The organism is Variovorax brevis (assembly GCF_030317105.1).
Classification (GTDB): domain Bacteria; phylum Pseudomonadota; class Gammaproteobacteria; order Burkholderiales; family Burkholderiaceae_C; genus Variovorax; species Variovorax brevis.
The window spans coordinates 397,756-417,690 of sequence record NZ_JASZYG010000002.1 but is presented as its reverse complement, the minus strand read 5'-3'; the positions used below and the strand labels follow the sequence as shown (position 1 = coordinate 417,690).

The window sequence follows — 19,935 nt, the reverse complement described above, 5'->3', positions numbered from 1 at the left end:
AGATCAGTTCCTCTCAGCCAACTGCGCCAACACCGCCGGATTCTCCAGAGTCGACGTGTCCTGCGTAATCTCCTCACCCTTGGCCAGCGAGCGCAGCAGGCGCCGCATGATCTTGCCGCTGCGCGTCTTCGGCAGGTTGTCGCCAAAGCGGATCTCCTTGGGCTTGGCGATGGGACCGATCTCGGTGCCGACCCAGTTGCGAAGCTCGGCCGCGATCTTCTTCGCTTCTTCGCCCGTCGGCCTCGCACGCTTGAGTACGACAAAAGCGCAGATGGCCTCGCCCGTGGTGTCGTCGGGACGACCGACAACAGCCGCCTCCGCGACCAGATCAGTGCACGACACCAGCGCCGACTCGATCTCCATCGTGCCCATGCGGTGACCCGACACATTCAACACATCGTCGATGCGGCCCGTGATGGTGAAGTAGCCGTTCTGCGCGTCGCGGATCGCACCGTCGCCCGCGAGGTAGTAGCCCTTGAGCTCCGGCGGAAAGTAGCTGCTCTTGAAACGCTCGGGCTCGCCCCAGATGGTGCGGATCATGCTGGGCCACGGCTTCTTCACGACCAGGATACCGCCCTGCCCGTTCGGCACGTCATTGCCCGTCTCATCGACGATGGCAGCCGCGATGCCAGGGAAAGGCAGGGTGCAGGAGCCCGGCACCAGCGGCGTCGCGCCGGGCAGCGGCGTGATCATGTGGCCGCCGGTTTCGGTTTGCCAGAATGTGTCGACGATCGGGCAGCGGCCGCCGCCCACGTGCTGGTGATACCAATCCCACGCGGCCGGGTTGATCGGCTCGCCCACCGAGCCAAGGATGCGCAGGCTCGACAAGTCGTAGCTCTTGGGATGCACCGCATCGTTGCCGTCGGCCAGCTTGATGAGCGAGCGGATGGCCGTCGGGGCGGTGTAGAACACGCTGACCTTGTGCTGCTGGATCATTTTCCAGAAGCGCCCTGCGTCCGGGTAGGTCGGCACGCCCTCGAACACGACTTCGGTCGCGCCGAGCGCCAGAGGTCCATAGGCGATGTACGTGTGGCCGGTCACCCAACCGATGTCGGCGGTGCACCAGAACACGTCGTCGTCCTTCAGGTCGAAGGTCCACTTGGTCGTGAGCGCGGCGTGCAGCAGGTAGCCGCCGGTCGAATGCTGCACGCCCTTGGGCTTGCCGGTGGAGCCGGAGGTGTAGAGCAGGAACAGGGGATGCTCGGCGCCTACCCATTCGGGCTCGCAGGTGTCGGGTTGCGTTTGCGTTTCCTCGTGCATCCAGTGGTCGCGCGCCGGGTCCCATGCGACCTTGCCGCCGGTGCGCTGGTAGACGATGACATCCTTGACCGATTCACAGCCACCGAGCGCGATCGCGTCGTCGACGATGGCCTTGAGTGGCAGATGCTTTCCGCCGCGCACCTGCTCGTCGGCCGTGATGACCATCACGGCGCCGGCGCCTTCGATGCGGTCGCGCAAGCTCTGCGCCGAGAAGCCGCCGAACACCACCGAGTGCGTGGCGCCGATGCGCGCGCACGCCTGCATCGCCACCACGCCTTCCACGCTCATCGCCATGTAGATGACAACGCGGTCGCCTTTCTTGACGCCGCGCGCTCTCAGCGCGTTGGCGAGGCGACAGGTGCGCGCCAGCAGCTCGCTGTAAGTGACGCGCGTGACCTGCCCGCCGTCGGCCTCGAAGATGATCGCGACCTTGTTGCCAAGACCGTTCTCCACCTGCCGGTCAAGGCAGTTGTACGAAACGTTGAGCGTGCCGTCTTCGAACCACTTGAAGAAAGGCGCATTGCTCTCGTCGAGCGAGCGCGTGAAGGGCGTCTTCCACGTGACGAACTCGCGTGCCAGCCGCGCCCAGTAGCCGCCGTAGTCGGCCTCGGCCTCAGCGACCAACGCGTCATAGGCCTCCATGCCGCGGATGTGGGCGGTCTGCATGACGGCTTCGGGTACCGGGTGGCGATGGGCTTCGATGGTGTTGCTCATGGTGTGTCCTCGTGGTTCAAAAAAAGAAAGCTCAATCAGTGGTCCGCGTGCGATCGCAGCCAAGCTGCGATGGCGGCAGCACTGCGAAAGTCATCGCAGGCGCGGGCGGGAATGGCCGGGTAGCGCTGATTCCACATGCGCGTGAGCGCTTGGCCCGGGCCGACTTCCAGCACGCAGCGCACCTGGCGTGCGGCGATGTTTTCCATGCACTCGTCCCAGCGCACGGTCTGCGCAATCTGGGCGGAAAGTGCGGCCTTGGCACTGCCTGCGTCGCGAAGCCGGTCGCCGGTGGCGTTGCTGAACAAGGCAATGCGTGGCGACTGAAAAGGAATCGGCGCGAGCGACTGCGCAAAGCCCTCGGCCGCCTCGCGCATCCACGACGTGTGGGACGCGACGTTGATGCGCAATCGCGTGCACTGCCCGCCCTCCGCTGCGGCCATGCGCTCCGCCCTTTCAAGCGCAGCCACAGGGCCACCGAGCACGACACTCTCGATGCCGTTGCGAATCGCGATCGCCGTGCCTGTTTCGGCGAGCAGCCGTTGCAATGCGGTTTCGGCGAGGCCGTTGATGGCCAGCAAGCCGCCGGTCGTCTTCGAGGCGCTGCTGTCCATCGCGGCGGCGCGCAATGGCGCCAGCGACAAGGCAATGTCGCCATCGAACACACCGGCCACGCTGAACGCCGCAAGCTCGCCGACGCTGTAGCCAGCGACCACCGCCGGCGTTGGCACCAAAGGCGCCAACTGGCCCCATGCCGCCAACGCGAGTCCGGTGAGCAGCGTCTGCGCATTCGCGTTGTTGGCCGCCCAGGGCGCGTCTGCAAGGGCCCGGCGCCAATCGTCCACGCCGAGCTGTGCACGCACTGCGGCCACGCGTTCATCGTCGACCAGCCAGGGCAGCATGTCGGGGTGCTGCGTGCCCTGGCCGCAGAAGAGCAAGGCGAAGCTCATGGACGACCAGCCATCCGCAGGACCCAGCACGCAGCCGCGAGCGTGTCGGCTGCACCGCCGGGCGAGAGGCGACGCATGACGAAGTCCCTGGCAATGGCCTCGGCCCGCGCCAGGCCACCGGCACTTGCAGCACCGCCTTGGTCGATGAACGCCTGCGCAGCGGCTTGGGCGTGGCGCAGTCCTTCCAGTCCGCCGCGGTGCGCGAGGTTGCTGTCGTCCAGAACGGCGATCACATGGAACAACGTGTCGAGCCGCGCCAGCCGAGCCGGCAAGCCTCGCGCAAGCCCGCGCGCCAAGGCCGGCACTGCCGTTTCGAACAACACCGGAAAGGCCATGGCCGCCTCTTCCGATGCGCCACGCAGGCCAAGGCGCTTCGTGGCGATGCCGCCCGGCAGTGTCGAAGTCCGAAGGCTGCGTGCAGACAGCGCGGCGCCCCAGTGCCGACGCAAGGCGTCGCGCAGTTGCGCCGGCTGCATAGGACCCCGGCCCTCTCGCAAGACAGCACCGGCCGAAGCGCACAGCAGGCCCAGCATGAAGATCGCGCCACGGTGCGTGTTGACCCCGCCGGTCGCGTCCAGCATGCGCGCTTCCGCGTCGATGCCGCACCGCTCGAGTTCAGCAAACTCCGCACCTTCATAGCCCGCTTCTGCAATGCGCTCGAAGTAGCTGCGCAAGGCGAACACGCTGCGCATGAACGTGTTCGCGTCCATGTCGTCGTGGCTGCCGTTGTCGATCAGCGTGACTAGCCCAGGCTTGGGCGTCAGCGCCAGTTCGTCGTAGAGGGAGAGCGCGGCCGCACGGCCGATGGCCGCCGGGGTCAGCGGTACGGAACGAAGCAGCGCAAATTTGGTCACGGCTTTCATGCGGCAACCGCCTCGCACCATTGAGCGTCCTGGCGCAGCGATGCGCCGGTCAGCCCTTTGAGCATCACGAAGCGCGAGCGCTCCGCGCGCCAGTCCAGCCATTCGCGCCATGCCACGGCCGTGCCATCGGCGAACATGAGTTCGCCGTCCAGCCGCGGCGGCGCAATGAAGCGACTCAGTGACAGCGCAACAGCATCGGCGTGCTTTGCATCGCTCACCGCCACGCAAACGTCGAGGTCGGAACTCGCCCGAAGGTGGTCGAGCCCGCTGATCGCCTGCCAGCCATAGCTGCCAAAGACACGCGCCGTCGATTGACGAGCCGCCAGCGCGTCCTGCAATTCACGGGCCGATGAACGCGCCGACGGAGGAAGCAAGGCCATCACCTGATCCAGCGCAGGAAATTCCTCGAAGCACTCCACGGCCGTGCGCGGAACCTGCAACGCAAGCCGCCGCCGATCCCACCGCCCGGGCGCAGGCAGGCCCACCGCGATCCGGTCGTTCGCCCCCACGGGCTGCCGCGTGATCACCAGCGGCAGTCGATGCGTCGCCCAATGCGTGAGGCATTCGCGCGCCTGCGCGTCCCACGGCCGGTCCAGCACGGCTGCCCAACCTTCGCTGGTGACGCGAACGAGCCGATGTCTGCGCAGCGATTCCATGGCCCTTCCCCTTCAGTCGGCCGCCAGCACACGCTCCACCACCGCGGCCGCCAGCTTGCGACCGCCACGCGCAGCCCCGTCTTTCGCACGCGTGTCCTTGATCGGCGTGTTTGCCAATGCCTCGCGCAGTGCAGCGGGCAGGTCGCCCTTCCACAGCGACCGCACGCCGCCCATCGCCACGTAGTTGCCCACGCCCGGCGCAAACACCGGGTTCGATTCCGACAAGGCCGTGAGCTTTTCTTCAGACAGCTTGGTCACCCGCGCCATCGCCGGAATGCGCATCACGCGGATCTCGGCCTCGGGCAGCGCGTAGCAGCCATCGGCAATCAGCCCCGAAGTGATGAAGCCGCCCGACAGCGCCTGGTCGTACACCACGCCGATGACCGGATGGCCGCGCCGCCGCGCCAAGTCGATGCACATGCCCAGGTGCGCCATCGCGCGGTTGATGCCCAGCGTTTCGTCGCGCCGGCGCAGTTGCTGGCCCTGGGTGTCGATGAACAGCAGGATCGGCCGGCCCGGATGCTGCGCGACGGTGTCCAGCACCACGCGCGCTTGCGCCAGGGCCACTGCAACGCCGATCGGCGCATGGTTGGTGGTGCCGACGACGGTGATGGGCTGCCCTTCGAACATCACATCGCCCTGCACGAAATCGCCCGAAGCGCGCATGCCGTGAAAGGACCCGAAGAGTTGGGTCGCGAGTTGGTTCCAGTTCATGTTCGTCCGCCTTGCGTTATGCAGCGACGCGCAATGCGCGCACCGCGTCCACATCCAGTTCGGGCACGCGCTCGGGGTGCTCGATGCCCAGCTCGCGCCACAGCCAGGTGGCTGCGTCGGCGCCTTCGGTGTCCAGCGGCAGCATCTGCTGGCGCGCATCGAGCAGCGCGTGCTCGGCTTCCAGCGATTCGAGCGTCACCGGGCTCGATGCCTTCAGGGCTGCAATGGCCGCTGCACGAAAGGCTTGCACGTCGTCTTCGACCAGCGCGTCGCAGTCGCCGATCAGCCAGCGATGCTTGCCGCCACTGGTGCGCCACACGAGGGCTCGGTCGCGTGAGTCGTATTCCTCGACGCCGTGGGACGCCTCGATGACTTCAGGCCCCGACATCGCCAGCCTTCCCACATCGCTCATCACGATGAAGTCGGCGCAGCGCGCCACGATGCCCATGCCGCCGAAGCAACCGTTGGCACCGCCGATGAGCACAACCACAGGAATGCCGGCCGCGCGCACGTCGAGAACGGCGCGCATCACTTCCGACACGGCGATGAGCCCGGCATTGGCTTCGTGCAGGCGCACGCCCCCCGACTCGGCCAGCAGCACCACGGCCTCGGGCTTGTCGCGCAAGGCGCGTTGCAGCAGCCCAACCAGCTTGGCGCCATGCACTTCGCCCACGCCGCCGCCCATGAAGGCGCCTTCCTGCGCGGCGACGAACACGCGGTGCCCGTCGAGCGTGGCACGGCCGATCGCCACGCCATCGTCGAACGCGGAGGGCACGCCGAGTTGCGCAAGATGCGGACTTGTCAGCCGTTCGGCCGGCGGCAACCATTCACGAAAGCTGCCTTCGTCGAAGAGCAAGGCCACGCGCTCGCGCGCAGAACATTCGGCAAAGCTGATCATGAAGAGGCTCCTTGCGGCAGTTCGGCCACGGCCTGGTCGAGCCGCAGGCTCACCACGGCGGGCGTGGCGCCCATGTCGTTGATCGAAACGCGCACGCCGCCCAGCGGATGGCGTGCGAAGAAGTCGCCGGCAACGGCTTGCCAGATGGGGCCGAAGCCGCGTGCGGAGGTCTCCACGCGCACGGCGCAGCCATCGCCTTGCGCGGCTTCGAGCATCACTTCGAGGTTGCCCGATCCGACGACGCCGACGAGCACCGGTGCAAAGGGCTTCACGGGCCGGCCGCCTGTAAAGGAAAAGTCGAGGGTCTCGATGCCCACGGGGATGTCGCTCATGTCGAATGCTCCTTACCAGTTGCGGAAGCGCTTGGGCGGCTGGTAGAGCCCGCCCGATGCGCGCACGAGGTCGCGCATGCTGCGCGCGGCCAGCAGGTTGCGCGTGGCGTCGCGCGGGTCGATGCCCAGGTCTTGCGGGCGGCGGATCACGCCGCGGTCGCGCAGGTTTTCCACCGCTTGCTTGTCGCGTGCCAGGCCCACTGCGGTGTAGCCGGCCACGCCCCGGATCGCCTGTTCGCGCTCCGCGTCGCTGCGGCACAGCAGCAGGTTGGCGATGCCTTCCTCGGTGAGCACATGCGTCACATCGTCGCCGTAGATCATGATGGGCGGCAGCTCCATGCCGGCCTGTTCCTGCAGCGTCCACGCGTCGAGCCGGTCGACGAACGCCGGCTGCATGTGTTCGCGGAAAGTCTCGACCATCTGCACCACCAGCTTCTGGCCGCGCGGCGTGCCGGCGGCGCCGCTGCGGCCCGCGCGCGCCTCGCGACCGGCCTTGAGCCACGCGGGGCTGGAGTGACGCCGGCCGCGCGCATCGGCGCCCATGTTGGGCGCACCACCGAAGCCGGCGATGCGGCCCAGCGTTGCGGTCGAGCTGTTGCCGTCGAGGTCCATCTGCAGCGTCGAGCCGATGAACAGGTCGCAGGCGTAATGCCCTGCGGCCTGGCAGAAAGCGCGGTTGCTGCGCAGGTTGCCGTCGGGTCCGGTGAAGAACACGTCGGATCGTGCGCGGATGTAGTCCTCCATGCCCAGCTCGGAGCCAAAGGAATGCACCGACTCGACCCACCCCGCCTCGATGGCCGGGATCAGCGCCGGGTGGGGGTTCAGCGCCCAGTGCTTCGCGATCTTGCCCTTGAGCCCGAGCAATTCGCCATACGTCGGCAGCAGCAGTTCGATGGCCGCCGTGTCGAAGCCGATGCCGTGGTTCAGCCGCTGCACGCCGTATTCACCGTAGATGCCCTTGATGGCCATCATCGCCATCAGCACCTGGATCTCGCTGATTTGCGCCGGGTCGCGCGTGAACAGCGGCTCGATGAAGTTGGGGCGCGGCGCCTTGACGACGAAGCTCACCCAATCAGCCGGAATGTCGATGCGCGGCAGCGTGGTGGTCTTGCCGTCGACCAGTTCATTGACCTGCGCGATCACGATGCCGCCCGAGAAGGCCGTCGCCTCGACGATGGCCGGCGTGTCTTCGGTGTTGGGGCCAGTGTAGAGGTTGCCCTCGGCATCGGCTGCCTGCGCCGCCACCAGCGCGACCTTCGGCGTGAGGTCGACGAAGTAGCGAGCAAATAATTCCAGGTAGGTGTGGATCGCGCCAATCTCGATGCGCCCGGCCGAGACCAGCTTGGCCAGCCGCGCACCCTGCGGCCCCGAGAAGCTGAAGTCCAGCCGCGAGGCGACGCCGTTTTCGAAGACGTCCAGGTGCTCCGGCAGCGCCAGCACCGACTGCACCATGTGCAGGCTGTGCACGCGCTTCGGATCGACCTGCACCAGCGCCTTGGCCAGGAAGTCGGCCTGCTTCTGGTTGTTGCCTTCCAGGCAGACGCGGTCGCCGGGTTCGAGCGCGGCTTCCAGCAGCTTGTCGATGGCCTGCGTGGCCACGCACTTGCCCACGAGTTGAGGGCCAAGAGCCTGCGCAACCCGCGCCAAGCGTGAGGCACGGTTGTCGGCCTTGGTGTTCCAGTTCATGCGGTCCATGGCGGCGGCCTTCAGTGAACGATGGCCTTGACGGCGAAGAACAGCAGCGACGGGCCCAACAGGCAACCGAGGCCGGTGTGGAAGGTCGCGACCAGCGCGCCGTAGGGCACCAGCTTTCGGTCGGTGGCGGCCAAGCCTGCAGACACGCCGCTCACCGTGCCGGCCAAGCCGCCGAACACCATTGCCGAGCGCGGCGTCTTCAGCACCAGGAACTTCGCCGCGATGGGCGTGCCGACCATCACGATGATGGCCTTGACGAGGCCGGTGGCGATGCTGAGCGCCATCACATCCGGCGTGGCACCGATGGCCGCGCCCGTCACCGGGCCGACGATGTAGGTCACCGCACCGGCGCCGATGGTCGTCATGCTCACCGCGTCCGAATAGCCGAAGCTCCAGGCAATCGCCGCGCCGACGATGAAGGGCAGCACCGTGCCCAGCACCAGCGCGACCACGCCGATCATTCCTGCCTTGCGCGCCTCGGTGGCCTGCACTTCGAAGGCGGTGGCCACGATGGCGAAGTCACGCAGCATGGCGCCGCCCATCAGCCCGATGCCGCCAAAGAGCGACATGTCGGCAAGGCCCTTGTGGCCGCCGGTCTGCGTGCCGCCCCAGTAGGCCAGCGCCAGTCCGATGACGATGGCAATGGCCGAGCCATGCACGCGGCCAAAGGTCAGGCGTTTGGAGATCTGCCCCGAGATCAGGACGATGAAGCCGACGATGGCAAAGGCAGTCACGAGGCCGTTCAGGGCCGCAGCTTTTTCAAGGATTTCGAGCATGGCGTTCACTCCGCGTCAGCCAAGAGGGGGTTGTCGTGCAGCATCGGCGCGGGTGTCGGCTCATGTGCCGGGCGCTCCGTGCGATTGATCGCCGAGATGACGAGGGCGCAAACGCCCACCGCCGCAAAGGCCGAGAGGAGCGCCACCGGGCCGCCGCGCAGCGCGGACACCATGTCCTGCTGGGCCGCCATGGCGACCACGACCGGGATGTACATCGCGCCCCAGTACTCCACGCCGAGTTCGGTGAGCTTGGGCAGCATGTTCTTTTTCTGCAGGTAGATGCGCCCGAAGATCAAGAGCAGCATCGCGATGCCGACGCCGCCCACGTTGGTCTTGACCCCCAGCGCCTGCCCGAGCAGATCGCCAATGAAAATGCCGAGCAGATGGCAGATGGCCAGCAGCGCGGTGCCGTAAATGATCATGGGTTCATCTCCTTGGTTGGGCGCCTTGCCTGGATGGCAAGAAGCGTGGATCCCTGGGGATGAAAGGTATTCGGGGGGCCGATTTCGATCAATTAACCACCCGCGCGCAAAAACGCGCGGAGTGAAACGATCGAGGGAAAACCCTGGCAGGCTGTTGAAATACGCTTCGGGGTCGCGTTTGCGAGAGAAAGGGCCTGATGGTAGGCGCGAGGCGAAGCGTCGTACTGCTCGTACGACCGAGCCTCGCAACGCCCCAGCAGGCCCTTTATCTCGCAAACCCTTCGGGGCGGTGTCTTTGCGGGCGCGACCCCGAAGCGTATTTCAACAGCCTGCTAGATCCCCTGCGGCTTGCGCAAGGTCAGCATGCGGTCCACCGCCTTCACGCGGATCTTGCGCACTTCGCTGCCCTGCCGCACGGTGAGTTCCACTTCGCCGTCGCCCACGGTGCGTGCCCAGACCTTCTTGTAGAAGGACTCCAGCGAGCGCACCTGCACGCCATCTACTTCCAGCACCACGTCGCCCACGTGCAGCCCGGCCGCCTTGGCCGGGCCTTCGCTGTCCACGCGCACGATCTGCACGTGGCCGCCTTCTTCCTGCGATGACACGCCCAGCCACGGACGGTGGCTGGCGCGGGTGGTGCCGGTGCTGCGCATCTCCTCCAGCACCGGATTGAGCAGGTCGACCGGCACGAACATGTTGCCCGGCGTCGCGCGCCCCTTGGCCTGGGTGTTCGACACGAACAGGCTGCCAATGCCCAGCAGTTCACCTTTCTGGTTGAACACCGGCGCGCCGCTGTGGTTGGCCACGGGCGGCGCCGTGAAGAGCGCCGTTTCGATGTGATATTCCCAATAGCCCGAGAAGGCGCGGCGGTCGACCACCCGCGTCACACCAACGCCCAGTTGGCCATCGCTGGCCACGGACACCATCAGCGCCTCGCCGTTCTTGAGATCGGCCACCCGGCCCAGCGGCGCGGGCTTCACGTCGCGTACCGGCACGAGCGGCCGCACGAGCCCGAAGCCGGTGGCCAAGTCGTAGCCCACTTGCCGCGCCGGAAAGGTGCGGCCCTCGTGGGTGGTGACTTCAATGGTGTCGGCTTCCAGCAGCAAATAACCGATGGTCAGGATCAGCCCGTCCGCATCGATGAAGACGCCGCTGCCGGTGCGGTCCTGCCCGAGACTGCGCGCCGACGGCGCCCCGTCCGTTGCGCTGACTTGCACGCCCACGACCGCGTTGAGCGCGCGGCGCAGGGCGGCCACCTGCGAGTCGCTGGCCTTCGGTTCGCTCGCCTTGCCCTCCCGTACGGCGACGGGCGTCATGGCCGGTTGCACTTGCGCGACCGGCGGCGCGAGTGGAATCGCCGCGGTGGCGCAACCCCCAAGGCAGATGCTGCAAATCACCAGTGCCGCCATGCGCCGCGAAGGCGTTGCTGTTGCAGAGTCCAGAACACGCATGGCCGCGCTCCTTGCATCGATGGTGATTTTCGCCATCGTGCGCTTTCGCCCGCACGCCCGCAACTGTCTTGTGAACGCTACGTTTTCTGTAGCGGTTGCACTAGATTCCACGCGGGCTGATCACTAGAATCGGGAAGATGCAATTCAACGCTCCCAGCAACAGTCGTGCCAGATCGGTTATGATTGAGGGTTCGTTTCCGTTACACGACGAAGCACTTCGTCATTTCGCCGGCCGGTCCATTGCGACGTAGTCCAAGGGCCCTATGCACTTCAGCCGGCTCCAACAGTGCGTTGGCGCGCCAAACTAAAGGCGTGCGCGATTGCAGGCACTGCCTCGTTTATGTTGAAGAAGCGAATCTTGCGCCCCGGGTGAGAAGGCTTTCCCGGTTTGCCGCTTGTCATGCTTCTGTCCGCTTCAGGCTCGACACTTGCATCGCGCGACATGAACGGCCCGTTTTTAATTGGATCCAACGCGACACGTCGCGAATATTACAGAGGTACTGAATGCCGAAGGAAGAACTCATTGAGATGAACGGTGCGGTGACGGAAGTCCTGCCCGACTCACGTTATCGCGTCACGCTCGACAACGGCCACCAGCTCATCGCCTACAGCGGCGGAAAGATGCGCAAGCACCACATCCGCATTCTGGCGGGCGACAAGGTGTCGCTCGAGCTGTCGCCGTACGACCTGACCAAGGGACGGATCACCTTCCGTCACCTGGAGCGCCGCGGCCCCGCGCCGACGTCGCCGCCGAATTCGCAACGCCGCTGAACGCGCTGCTTCTCGTGACAGCTGCTCCCGCCGACGGGTTCGACGTGCTGCCGCTCGCGCCGCAGATGCTGGCCAACTTGGCCCAGCTCGGCTACGTGCGAATGACGCCCATCCAGTCAGCGAGCCTGCCCGCGGCCTTGCTCGGCAAGGATCTGATCGCGCAGGCCAAGACGGGGAGCGGCAAAACGGCCGCCTTTGCGCTGGCCCTCCTGTCCAACCTGAACGCCCGGCGTTTCGCGGTGCAGGCACTGGTGCTGTGCCCCACGCGCGAACTGGCCGACCAAGTCACCACCGAAATCCGGCGCCTTGCGCGCGCCGAGGAAAACATCAAGGTCGTGACGCTCTGTGGTGGCGTCGCGCTGCGCGGGCAAACCGCCAGCCTGGAGCACGGTGCCCACATCGTCGTCGGCACGCCCGGCCGCATCATGGACCACCTCGACCGCGGCAACCTCGATCTCGAAGCGCTCAACACGCTGGTGCTCGACGAAGCCGACCGCATGCTGGACATGGGCTTCTTCGATGACATCGCCAAGGTGGCGCGCCAATGCCCGTCCAACCGGCAGACGCTGCTCTTCTCGGCCACGTACCCGGAAGGCATCGCCAAGCTGAGCCAGCAGTTCATGAAGAACCCGCAGCAGATCACGGTGCAGGCGCAGCATGAAGAAGGCAAGATAGTCCAGCGCTGGTACGAAGTGAAGGAAAGTGAGCGCCTGCACGCGGTGTCGCTGTTGCTGGATCACTTCCGCCCTGAAAGCACACTCGCCTTTTGCAACACCAAGCAGCAATGCCGCGACCTGGTCGAAGTGCTGACGGCGCAGGGCTTCAGCGCGATGGCCCTCTTTGGCGAGCTGGAGCAACGCGAGCGTGACCAGGTGCTGGTGCAGTTCGCCAACCGCAGTTGCTCCGTGCTGGTCGCCACCGACGTGGCCGCGCGCGGACTCGACATCGCCCAGTTGGGCGCCGTCATCAACGTCGACGTCACGCCCGACGCCGAAATCCACATCCACCGCATCGGCCGCACCGGCCGGGGCGATGCCGACGGCTTGGCGCTCAACCTCGCGTCCATGAACGAGATGGGCAGCGTCGGCAAAATCGAACAGCTGCAAGGCCGCGAGTCCGAATGGCACCCGCTGGCCGAACTCACGCCTTCGGGCGGCGGAAAGCTGCAGCCGCCCATGGCCACGCTGCAGATCGTCGGTGGCCGCAAGGAAAAGATCCGCGCCGGCGACGTGCTGGGCGCGCTGACTGGTGACGCCGGCTTCACCAAGGATCAGGTCGGCAAGATCAACGTCAACGAGTTTTCGACCTATGTCGCGGTCGATCGGCGCATTGCACGCGAAGCCGTGCACAAGCTCTCGACCGGCCGCGTCAAGGGCAAGAGCGTGAAAGTGCGCCTCCTCGAATCGACGTGACGGCGACGTCCGCGAGCCTCGCGTCCCGCAGAAGCGCCCCCGCCTGGGTCATGCTGGCCGCCTTGTGCGGCGCCTTTGCGCTGAGCCAGGCCTTCAGAACGGTGGCCGCGATCCTTGCGCCATCCCTCCAATCCGAATTTGCCCTTTCCGCGCAACAGCTTGGCGTGTTTGCGGGCGCCTTCCACTTTTCCTTTGGTGCGCTGCAGTTCTTCATGGGCATGGGCATCGACGTGTATGGCGTGCGCCGTACCGTGCTGTGCGCATTCCCCATGGCCGTTGCCGGCGCGGCGGTGTCGGTGCTGTCCACGAGCTTCCCGGTGCTGGTGCTGGGCCAGGTGCTGATCGGCATGGGCTGCGCGCCCGCCTTCCTGGTGTGCACGGTGTTCATTGCGCGGCACTTTCCTGCCGAACGCTTTGCGCCGGTTTCCGGACTGGTGCTGGGTCTGGGCGGGGTCGGCATGCTGATCACGGGCACGCCGCTCGCATGGCTGGTGCACGAATGGTCTTGGCGCGCAGGCTTCATCGCGCTCGCTGTCTGCTCGGTGTTCGCCTGGCTGCTCATCGCGTGGAAGGTGCATGAGCCGGCGCGGGCGATCCACGTGGCCCGGCCCTCGATGCTCGGCGCGCTGCGCAGCTATGGCGCGCTGTTTCGCCTGCCGCACACGCTGGGCATCCTGGCGCTCGCGTCGGTGACCTACGCGTCCTTCATTTCCCTGCGGGGCCTGTGGCTCGGCCCGCTGCTGATCGAGCGGCACGGCTTCTCGCTGGTGGAAAGCGGCAACATCGCGCTCATCATGTCGGTCATGGGCATGTTCGGCTCGCCCCTGTTCGGCCGGCTCGATCCGGGCGCGGCGACGCGCCGGCGCTGGATCGTCGGCGGCACGCTGGCGTGCGTGGCGGTCTTCTTCGTGATGGCCTTCAATCCCGGGAGCTGGTTCGACGTGGCGGGCATGCTCGTGGTGGGCCTGTTGTCCGGCTTCATCGTGCTGCAGTACGCCGACACCAAGGCCGCGTATCCGGCAGACATGACCGGCCGCGCGATGGCGCTCTTCACCATGGCCATGTTCCTGGGCGTGGCGGTCATGCAGTGGTTCACCGGTGCCGTGGCGTCGCTGGCGCACGCGCATGGCGTCGATGCCTTTGCAGCCGTGCTGGGCACCATCGCCGCACTGCTGGCCGCCGGCGCCGCCGGATTTGCCTGGCTGCCCAAGCCTGCGCAGGCCCCGGTCCCGCAACGCTGAAGTCGCGATGCAGCAACGACCGGTGCTCGGCGCGACATGGCTCGTGCTGGGCATGGGCGCCTTTTCCGTGTCCGACGGGCTGGCCAAGCTGCTGGCCGATGATTTTTCAGCCGGCGCGCTCACCTGGTTTCGATATCTCGGGCTGCTCCTGACGGTACTGCCGCTGGCCGTGCGGCAGCCTTCGATCGTGCGCACCGGCCAGCCGATGGCGCAGGTGCTGCGGGCGGCGGGGCTGATCGGCGCGGCGGTGTTCTTCCTGTTGGGGCTGGCCACCATTCCGCAAGCCGAAGCGACCGCGATGGTGTTTGCGTCACCGCTCTTCGTGCTGATCCTGTCGCGCTGGCTGATGCGCGAGACGGTGGGCCCGCGCGGCTTTGCGCCGGTGTTGCTCGGCTTTGCGGGCGTGCTGATCGTGGTGCGGCCGGGGAGCTTTCACTTTGGCGGCGCCGAGATCTTCCCGCTGCTTTCGTCCATGGCGTGGGCGGGTGCCGTGGTGCTGACGCGCAAGCTCAGCGCAACCGACAGCGTTTCCACGACCATGCTGTATTCGGCCGCGCTCGGCGCCGTGGGGCTGGCCGTCACCGTGCCGGGCATCGACTGGGCCAGGCTTTTTTCGACCTGGCCGCTGATGCTGGGCATGACCGCCGCGTGGTGCGCCGCGCAATGGCTGGTGGTCGCGGCGTACCGCGTGGCCTCGCCCCCGGTGATCGCGCCCTTTGCGTATTCGCAGCTGCTGTGGGCCGCCCTGTTCGGCTTGGCCTTTGCGGGCCATTGGCCAGACGCGATCAGCCTGCTGGGCATGGTGCTGATCGTGCTCAGCGGCCTGTACGCCGCCTGGCTCTCGCGGGCGCGGACCTGAACCGAGGTTGCCGCCGGATCAGCGTTTTGCAGCGATGGGAAAAGGCTTGCTCAGGAAGCGCGACCCTTTTTCGCCGAAGCGCCAGGGAACGTCCATTGCCTTCGAGATGCCGATGCGGGGGCCTTCAAACAGTTCGAGCGGCTGAGCCTGCCTGGGCGCCAGCAGCCGAAAGGGCGGCGCATCCAGCCGCTTGCCGTTGAAGCTGGCGTCGATTCCCAGCGCCTGGCCGACTTTGCCTGGGCCCGAGCACAGCAGACGAAGATCGTCCACGCCGCGGCGATCCCGCATGCGCTCGATGCCCTCGGTCGGCTCGATCGCGCGGACCAGCACCCCGGCCCCGTGGCCTTCCTCGCGGCACACGAAATTCAGGCACCAGTGGATGCCGTAGGAGCGATACACGTAGGCGCGGCCCGCCGGTCCGAACATGGCGGCATTGCGCACCGTCGGGCCGCCAAAGGTGTGCGAGGCGGGGTCGTCGCGGTCATAGGCCTCGGTCTCGACGATGCGCCCGCCCACGCCATCGAGCAGCAGCGTGACGCCGATCAGGCGCCGCGCCACCTCGTGGGAGTCGGCGTCGAAGTCGATGTCGGCGAGCACAAGCATGGGTGGATCCATTCTGCGGTACTTCGATGACATGGCAGGCCATTGCCCCTCTTCGTTGGGGATGCCAAGTGGCGGGTGCTTCAAGTCCAATGGCGGCGCGCTTCGCTTCAGGCGCCATCGCCGTGCGCGGTGGACCGGCCGGCGCTCCACTTCATCCACTTCGCAGGTCTGACATGCCTTCTCGTGCCTATTCTTGTCTTCGCCGCGAACGCACCCCGCGTTCGTCCCATTGCTGCTCTCCCACGAATCCGGACCTTGCGGCGCTGGACCAGGAGCCGCGGCTGTGACGCGCACCAAAGTCTGGCTGAAACGCGTCGCCATCGTCGTTGTCGGCTTGGTGGTGATCGCGGCCGGCGCGCTGTTCGCGGGCGACCAGCTCGCCACGCGCAAGATGCAGCGCAGGCTCGACATCGCCGTGGCGGGCGTGCCTTTTCGCAACGATGCGGCCGCCATCGAGCGCGGGCGCTATCTCTTTGCTTCGCGTGGCTGCGTCGATTGCCACGGCGCACAGGGCAACGGCAAGATGTTCCTGGACGACGGCAAGGGCATGCGCATCGCCGGCCCCAACATCAGCCCCGGCGCCGGCAGCGTGGTGGCCGGCTACACGCCGCAGGACTGGGACCGCGCGATCCGCCACGGCGTGAACCCCAAGGGGCGGGCGCTGATGATCATGCCCAGCGAGGACTACAACCGCCTCACGAACGATGACTTCGCCTCGCTGGTCGCCTACATCCGCCAGATGCCACCCGCTTCCGGCGGAGGACCGGTGCTCGACTTTCCGCTGCCGGTGCGCGCCTTCTACGGCTTCGGCGTGATCAAGGATGCAGCCGACAAGATCGACCACGCGCTGCCGCCGCAGCAGCCTGTCGTGGCCGGTGCCACCGTCGAGCACGGCGCGTACGTCGCGAACATGTGCCTGGGCTGCCATGGCGCCAAGCTGACGGGCGGCAAGATTCCCGGCGGGCCGCCCGAATGGCCCGCGGCGGCCAATCTCACGCCCGGCGACGGCTCAGCCATGCCGCGCTACCCCGACGCGCAAGCCTTCGCCACCCTGTTCAAGACCGGCAAGCGGCCGGACGGCAGCGCGGTGCAGGTGATGCCTTTTGGCTCCCTGAGCCAGATGAACGACACGGACGTGCGCGCGCTCTACCTGTACCTCAAGAGCCTCGCGCCGCTGGCGAAGGGATAGTCCGTCAATGCCCGCGCCACGCGCGGGCGTTGGCGCTCGGCGAGAATCCCGGACTATGCAAATCCTCAAAGACACCGTCGTCACGCTGACGTACAAGGTTGCCGACGCCAACGGCAAGCTCATGGAGCAAAGCAAGGACCCGATGGTCTACCTGCATGGCGGCTACGACAACACGCTGCCCAAGATCGAAGCCGCGCTCGAAGGCAAGGAAGCCGGCTTCCAGACCACGCTCGCCCTGGCACCCGAAGACGCCTTCGGCGTGCGCGACGAAGCGCTGGTGCGCACCATCCCCAAGTCAGAATTCCCGCCGGGCGTGAAGGTCGGTGGCCAGTTGCAGGGCACGCTGGACGATGGCAGCGGCGCCATCTTCTACGTCACCAAGATCAAGGGCGACAAGGTGCTGCTGGACGGCAACCATCCCTGGGCCGGCATTCCGCTGCGCTTTACCGTCAAGGTGACGGGCGTGCGCGCGGCGTCGCAGGAAGAAATCGAGCATCGCCACGTGCACGGCGAGCACGGCCACCACCACTGAGCCGCCTGCGGCGGCGCGGCGGCCATCGTTCCACCGGTGGGCCGCACTGTCGCGCAGGGCGTCCTTTTGCTGACGGGGGTCGCCCCCATATCCTGTGGATCGCGGCCTTGCGCTGCACCCGTTCGAAAGGAAACGCCCGTGTCCGCTTCTCCCGTTCTCCAGATCAGCCCGCTCGGTTTTCCGTGGCAGACGATCGACCCCTTCCTGTTCTGCGTCTACCACGATGACGCCTATCCGCGCGGCAACGCGCAGATGGGCCCGGACGCTTCGCTGGCCGGCCGCGACATGGGCCAGGACTTCAGCCGCAAGGACGGCTGGAGCATGTACCACGGCGACACCGTTCCCGGCTTTCCCGGCCATCCGCACCGCGGCTTCGAGACGGTGACGATCGTGCGCAAGGGCCTCATCGACCATTCCGACTCGCTGGGCGCCGCGGCGCGCTTTGGGGGCGGCGACGTCCAGTGGCTCACCGCCGGCAAGGGCGTGGTGCATTCGGAGATGTTCCCGCTGCTGGACAGCTCGGCGCCGAACCCGCTGGAGCTGTTCCAGATCTGGCTGAACCTGCCGGCGAAGAACAAGATGGCCGCGCCGCACTTCACGATGCTGTGGTCGCAGGACATTCCGCACCTCACGGCCTGCGATGCAGACGGCCGCGTGACCGACGTGGCCTGCATTGCCGGCCGGCTGGCGCTCGATGCCGGCGCCGGCACCGAAGGCGGAGCCATTGCGCCGCTCGCGCCGCCGCCGGATTCGTGGGCTTCGCAGCCGGATTCGGACCTGGCGATCTGGACGATCCGCATGGCGCCGGGCGCCCGCTGGACGCTGCCGGCCGCCACTGGGCAGGGGACACGGCGCAGCCTGTACTTCTTCAAGGGGTCCGGCGTGCGCCTTGCCGGCCAGCAGATCACCGAGCGCGCCGCAATCGAGTTGCAGGCCGATGTGGCAGTCGAACTCGTCAACGGCGACGACGTCGGCGAATTCCTCGTGCTGCAGGGCCGTCCGATCGGCGAACCGGTCGCGCAATACGGCCCCTTCGTGATGAACACGCAGGCGGAGATCGTGCAGGCGATGACGGACTACCGGCGCACGCAGTTCGGTGGTTGGCCCTGGCCTGACCAAGCCCCGGTGCACGGGCGCGACACGCCGCGCTTTGCGCGCCATCCGGACGGGCGGGAAGAGCGGCCGACGGACGCGCCTGCCACGGCAGAACAAGCCTGAAGCGTCCAGGCAAGTCCTTGGCGGGTCGCGTTGTCCTCGCCGGGACTTGCTCAGAATCCCCCAGGCTTTGCTGTCCAATAGCGGGATGGAAAACCCGCAAGACGTCGCTCGCCGCCTGGAAGCGCTGGAAATCAAGGCCAGCTACACCGAGGACCTGCTGGACCAGCTCAACATGGTCATCTATCGGCAGCAACAGCAGATCGACAGCCTGATCGCGCAGGTGACGCAGCTGCGGCAGCAAAGCACCGATGCGGGTGCCGGCGGGGCGCGCAACCTGCGCGACGAATTGCCGCCGCATTACTGAGTGGCGCGTCGCGGGAGGCCGCCGAAGGCCTTCCTTTCAAGCTGGCCGGCGCATCCAGCACCTTGGGACACGCAGGGCACCGGCTGATTCGCCAGAATCGCGTCATGGCGCAAGACGCTCCCTCCCTCGACGTCGCGCGACCGGCAGCCTCGGTGCGCTACCTCGACCTGCTGGCCCGCGCTGCGGCGCATGTCGATGCAAACCTCGATGCGCCGCTGGATGTCGATGTGCTGGCCCAACGGGCGGCCATGTCGCGGCACCATTTCCACCGCATCTTCCACGCCCACTTCGGGCTGACGGTCGGCGGCTACGTCACCTGGCGACGATTGCGGCGCGCGTGTGAGTTGCTGGCCCTGCCGGGCGGCGACGCCGTGATGGACGTTGCATTGGCCGTCGGCTTCGCGACGCCGCAGGCCCTGGCCAAGGCGATGCGGCGCGAACTGGACGCCACGCCCTCACAGGTTCGCTCCGGCCACGCGCCGCAATGGGACGCCTTCTTCGTTCGGCGCGAGATCCGGCCCGGCGATCGCCCCGGCTCGCCCGAGCGCGAATCGCCACCGCCGCTGCACCCCCAATGGGCGCTCGTTCCCGCCTTCGCGGCACTCACCGCTACCGGCCACGGCATGCGCAACGGCAGCATGAGCGAGGCGGCGCAGCAAGGCTTTGGCGAGCTGTGGCCAGCGCTCGAGGCCGCGGGGCTGGCATCGTGCGTCACGCATTGCATCGCCGCGCTGCCCGAAGAGCCCCAAGGCCCTGACGACCAGAACTGCCGGATGCTGACCGGCGCGCTGTTCGGCATGTCACTCCCGCAGCGGCGCGGCGCACCCGAGCAGCCCGAAATCGCGCTGCAGGGCAGCCTCGTGTGGACGCATTGGCCCGCCGGCCGGTACGCCGTCTTCACCCACATCGGCCCCTACGATGGCCTGCACGCAACGTGGAAAGCCATCTACCGCCACTGGCTGCCGGCGACCGGCTATGCGTTGCGGGACGTTCCAGGCTTCGACCTGTATGTCGACCATCCGCGCGCCACGCCGCCCGAGCGCCTGCGCACCGACCTCTACCTGCCGCTTCAATAGGA

At 67.1% G+C, this 19,935-nt stretch carries 21 protein-coding genes; 9 read left to right on the top strand and 12 right to left on the bottom strand.

The genetic code is table 11. The annotated features are described in order from the left end of the window. Positions 1 to 3: 3 nt before the first annotated feature. The 11 genes from acs to QTI66_RS06525 form a co-directional block, all read right to left on the bottom strand. Positions 4 to 1,974, bottom strand: coding sequence for an acetate--CoA ligase (gene acs, locus QTI66_RS06575; RefSeq protein ID WP_286558317.1), 1,971 nt, complete (start codon positions 1,972 to 1,974; stop codon positions 4 to 6). A gap of 35 nt (positions 1,975 to 2,009) precedes the next feature. Beyond that, positions 2,010 to 2,921 (bottom strand): acyltransferase domain-containing protein, encoded by a 912-nt coding sequence (locus QTI66_RS06570; protein WP_286558316.1) that lies wholly within the window; start codon positions 2,919 to 2,921, stop codon positions 2,010 to 2,012. Next, positions 2,918 to 3,784, bottom strand: coding sequence for a triphosphoribosyl-dephospho-CoA synthase (locus QTI66_RS06565; RefSeq protein WP_286558315.1), 867 nt, complete (start codon positions 3,782 to 3,784; stop codon positions 2,918 to 2,920). The genes QTI66_RS06570 and QTI66_RS06565 overlap by 4 nt, the downstream gene beginning before the upstream one ends. Beyond that, a complete protein-coding gene (mdcG, locus tag QTI66_RS06560) occupies positions 3,781 to 4,440 on the bottom strand; it encodes a malonate decarboxylase holo-[acyl-carrier-protein] synthase (RefSeq protein ID WP_286558314.1) in 660 nt (219 codons plus the stop codon). Before mdcG ends, QTI66_RS06565 begins: the two co-directional genes overlap by 4 nt. 12 nt (positions 4,441 to 4,452) lie before the next feature. Then, positions 4,453 to 5,154 (bottom strand): biotin-independent malonate decarboxylase subunit gamma, encoded by a 702-nt coding sequence (locus QTI66_RS06555; protein ID WP_286558313.1) that lies wholly within the window; start codon positions 5,152 to 5,154, stop codon positions 4,453 to 4,455. Between the two features lie 16 nt (positions 5,155 to 5,170). After that, the gene (locus tag QTI66_RS06550; protein WP_286558312.1) at positions 5,171 to 6,052 is read right to left on the bottom strand and encodes a biotin-independent malonate decarboxylase subunit beta; all 882 of its coding nucleotides are present in this window, start codon (positions 6,050 to 6,052) and stop codon (positions 5,171 to 5,173) included. Beyond that, complete coding sequence (gene mdcC, locus QTI66_RS06545; protein WP_286558311.1) at positions 6,049 to 6,384, bottom strand: malonate decarboxylase acyl carrier protein; 336 nt, start codon at positions 6,382 to 6,384, stop codon at positions 6,049 to 6,051. Before mdcC ends, QTI66_RS06550 begins: the two co-directional genes overlap by 4 nt. Positions 6,385 to 6,396: 12 nt before the next feature. After that, positions 6,397 to 8,079: a malonate decarboxylase subunit alpha gene (mdcA, locus tag QTI66_RS06540; protein ID WP_286558310.1), complete on the bottom strand. Its 1,683-nt coding sequence runs from the start codon at positions 8,077 to 8,079 to the stop codon at positions 6,397 to 6,399. An 11-nt stretch (positions 8,080 to 8,090) separates the two neighbouring features. Next, entirely contained in the window at positions 8,091 to 8,855 is a 765-nt protein-coding gene (gene madM, locus QTI66_RS06535) for a malonate transporter subunit MadM (protein ID WP_286558308.1), read from the bottom strand. Positions 8,856 to 8,860: 5 nt separating this feature from the next. Then, positions 8,861 to 9,277, bottom strand: a complete 417-nt coding sequence (gene madL, locus QTI66_RS06530; RefSeq protein ID WP_286558307.1) for a malonate transporter subunit MadL — start codon at positions 9,275 to 9,277, stop codon at positions 8,861 to 8,863. A gap of 332 nt (positions 9,278 to 9,609) precedes the next feature. Next, the gene (locus tag QTI66_RS06525) at positions 9,610 to 10,728 is read right to left on the bottom strand and encodes a S1C family serine protease (RefSeq protein ID WP_286558305.1); all 1,119 of its coding nucleotides are present in this window, start codon (positions 10,726 to 10,728) and stop codon (positions 9,610 to 9,612) included. A 504-nt stretch (positions 10,729 to 11,232) separates the two neighbouring features. Here QTI66_RS06525 and infA point away from each other — a divergent pair. The 4 genes from infA to QTI66_RS06505 all read left to right on the top strand — a co-directional run bounded on the left by infA (position 11,233) and on the right by QTI66_RS06505 (position 15,011). After that, a complete protein-coding gene (infA, locus tag QTI66_RS06520; protein ID WP_286558303.1) occupies positions 11,233 to 11,499 on the top strand; it encodes a translation initiation factor IF-1 in 267 nt (88 codons plus the stop codon). Between the two features lie 65 nt (positions 11,500 to 11,564). Then, positions 11,565 to 12,911 carry an ATP-dependent RNA helicase DbpA gene (gene dbpA, locus QTI66_RS06515; protein WP_444814970.1) on the top strand — a complete coding sequence of 449 codons (1,347 nt, stop codon included), beginning with the start codon at positions 11,565 to 11,567 and terminating at the stop codon, positions 12,909 to 12,911. 50 nt (positions 12,912 to 12,961) lie between these two features. Next, positions 12,962 to 14,152, top strand: a complete 1,191-nt coding sequence (locus QTI66_RS06510; RefSeq protein ID WP_286559032.1) for an MFS transporter — start codon at positions 12,962 to 12,964, stop codon at positions 14,150 to 14,152. A gap of 7 nt (positions 14,153 to 14,159) precedes the next feature. Beyond that, positions 14,160 to 15,011, top strand: a complete 852-nt coding sequence (locus QTI66_RS06505) for a DMT family transporter (protein WP_286558299.1) — start codon at positions 14,160 to 14,162, stop codon at positions 15,009 to 15,011. An 18-nt stretch (positions 15,012 to 15,029) separates the two neighbouring features. On the opposite strand, the gene QTI66_RS06500 is transcribed toward QTI66_RS06505, so the two are convergent. After that, positions 15,030 to 15,614: a DNA-3-methyladenine glycosylase gene (locus QTI66_RS06500; RefSeq protein ID WP_286558297.1), complete on the bottom strand. Its 585-nt coding sequence runs from the start codon at positions 15,612 to 15,614 to the stop codon at positions 15,030 to 15,032. A 283-nt stretch (positions 15,615 to 15,897) separates the two neighbouring features. Here QTI66_RS06500 and QTI66_RS06495 point away from each other — a divergent pair, with 283 nt between their 5' ends. The 5 genes from QTI66_RS06495 (at position 15,898) to QTI66_RS06475 (ending at position 19,933) form a co-directional block, all read left to right on the top strand. Beyond that, the gene (locus tag QTI66_RS06495) at positions 15,898 to 16,803 is read left to right on the top strand and encodes a c-type cytochrome (RefSeq protein WP_286558296.1); all 906 of its coding nucleotides are present in this window, start codon (positions 15,898 to 15,900) and stop codon (positions 16,801 to 16,803) included. 55 nt (positions 16,804 to 16,858) lie between these two features. Continuing rightward, positions 16,859 to 17,335, top strand: coding sequence for an FKBP-type peptidyl-prolyl cis-trans isomerase (locus QTI66_RS06490; RefSeq protein WP_286558295.1), 477 nt, complete (start codon positions 16,859 to 16,861; stop codon positions 17,333 to 17,335). A gap of 138 nt (positions 17,336 to 17,473) precedes the next feature. Beyond that, positions 17,474 to 18,553, top strand: a complete 1,080-nt coding sequence (locus tag QTI66_RS06485; RefSeq protein ID WP_286558294.1) for a pirin family protein — start codon at positions 17,474 to 17,476, stop codon at positions 18,551 to 18,553. 85 nt (positions 18,554 to 18,638) lie between these two features. Further along, positions 18,639 to 18,857, top strand: a complete 219-nt coding sequence (locus QTI66_RS06480) for a SlyX family protein (protein ID WP_286558292.1) — start codon at positions 18,639 to 18,641, stop codon at positions 18,855 to 18,857. 104 nt (positions 18,858 to 18,961) lie between these two features. Next, positions 18,962 to 19,933 (top strand): AraC family transcriptional regulator, encoded by a 972-nt coding sequence (locus QTI66_RS06475; RefSeq protein ID WP_286558291.1) that lies wholly within the window; start codon positions 18,962 to 18,964, stop codon positions 19,931 to 19,933. Positions 19,934 to 19,935: the final 2 nt, after the last annotated feature.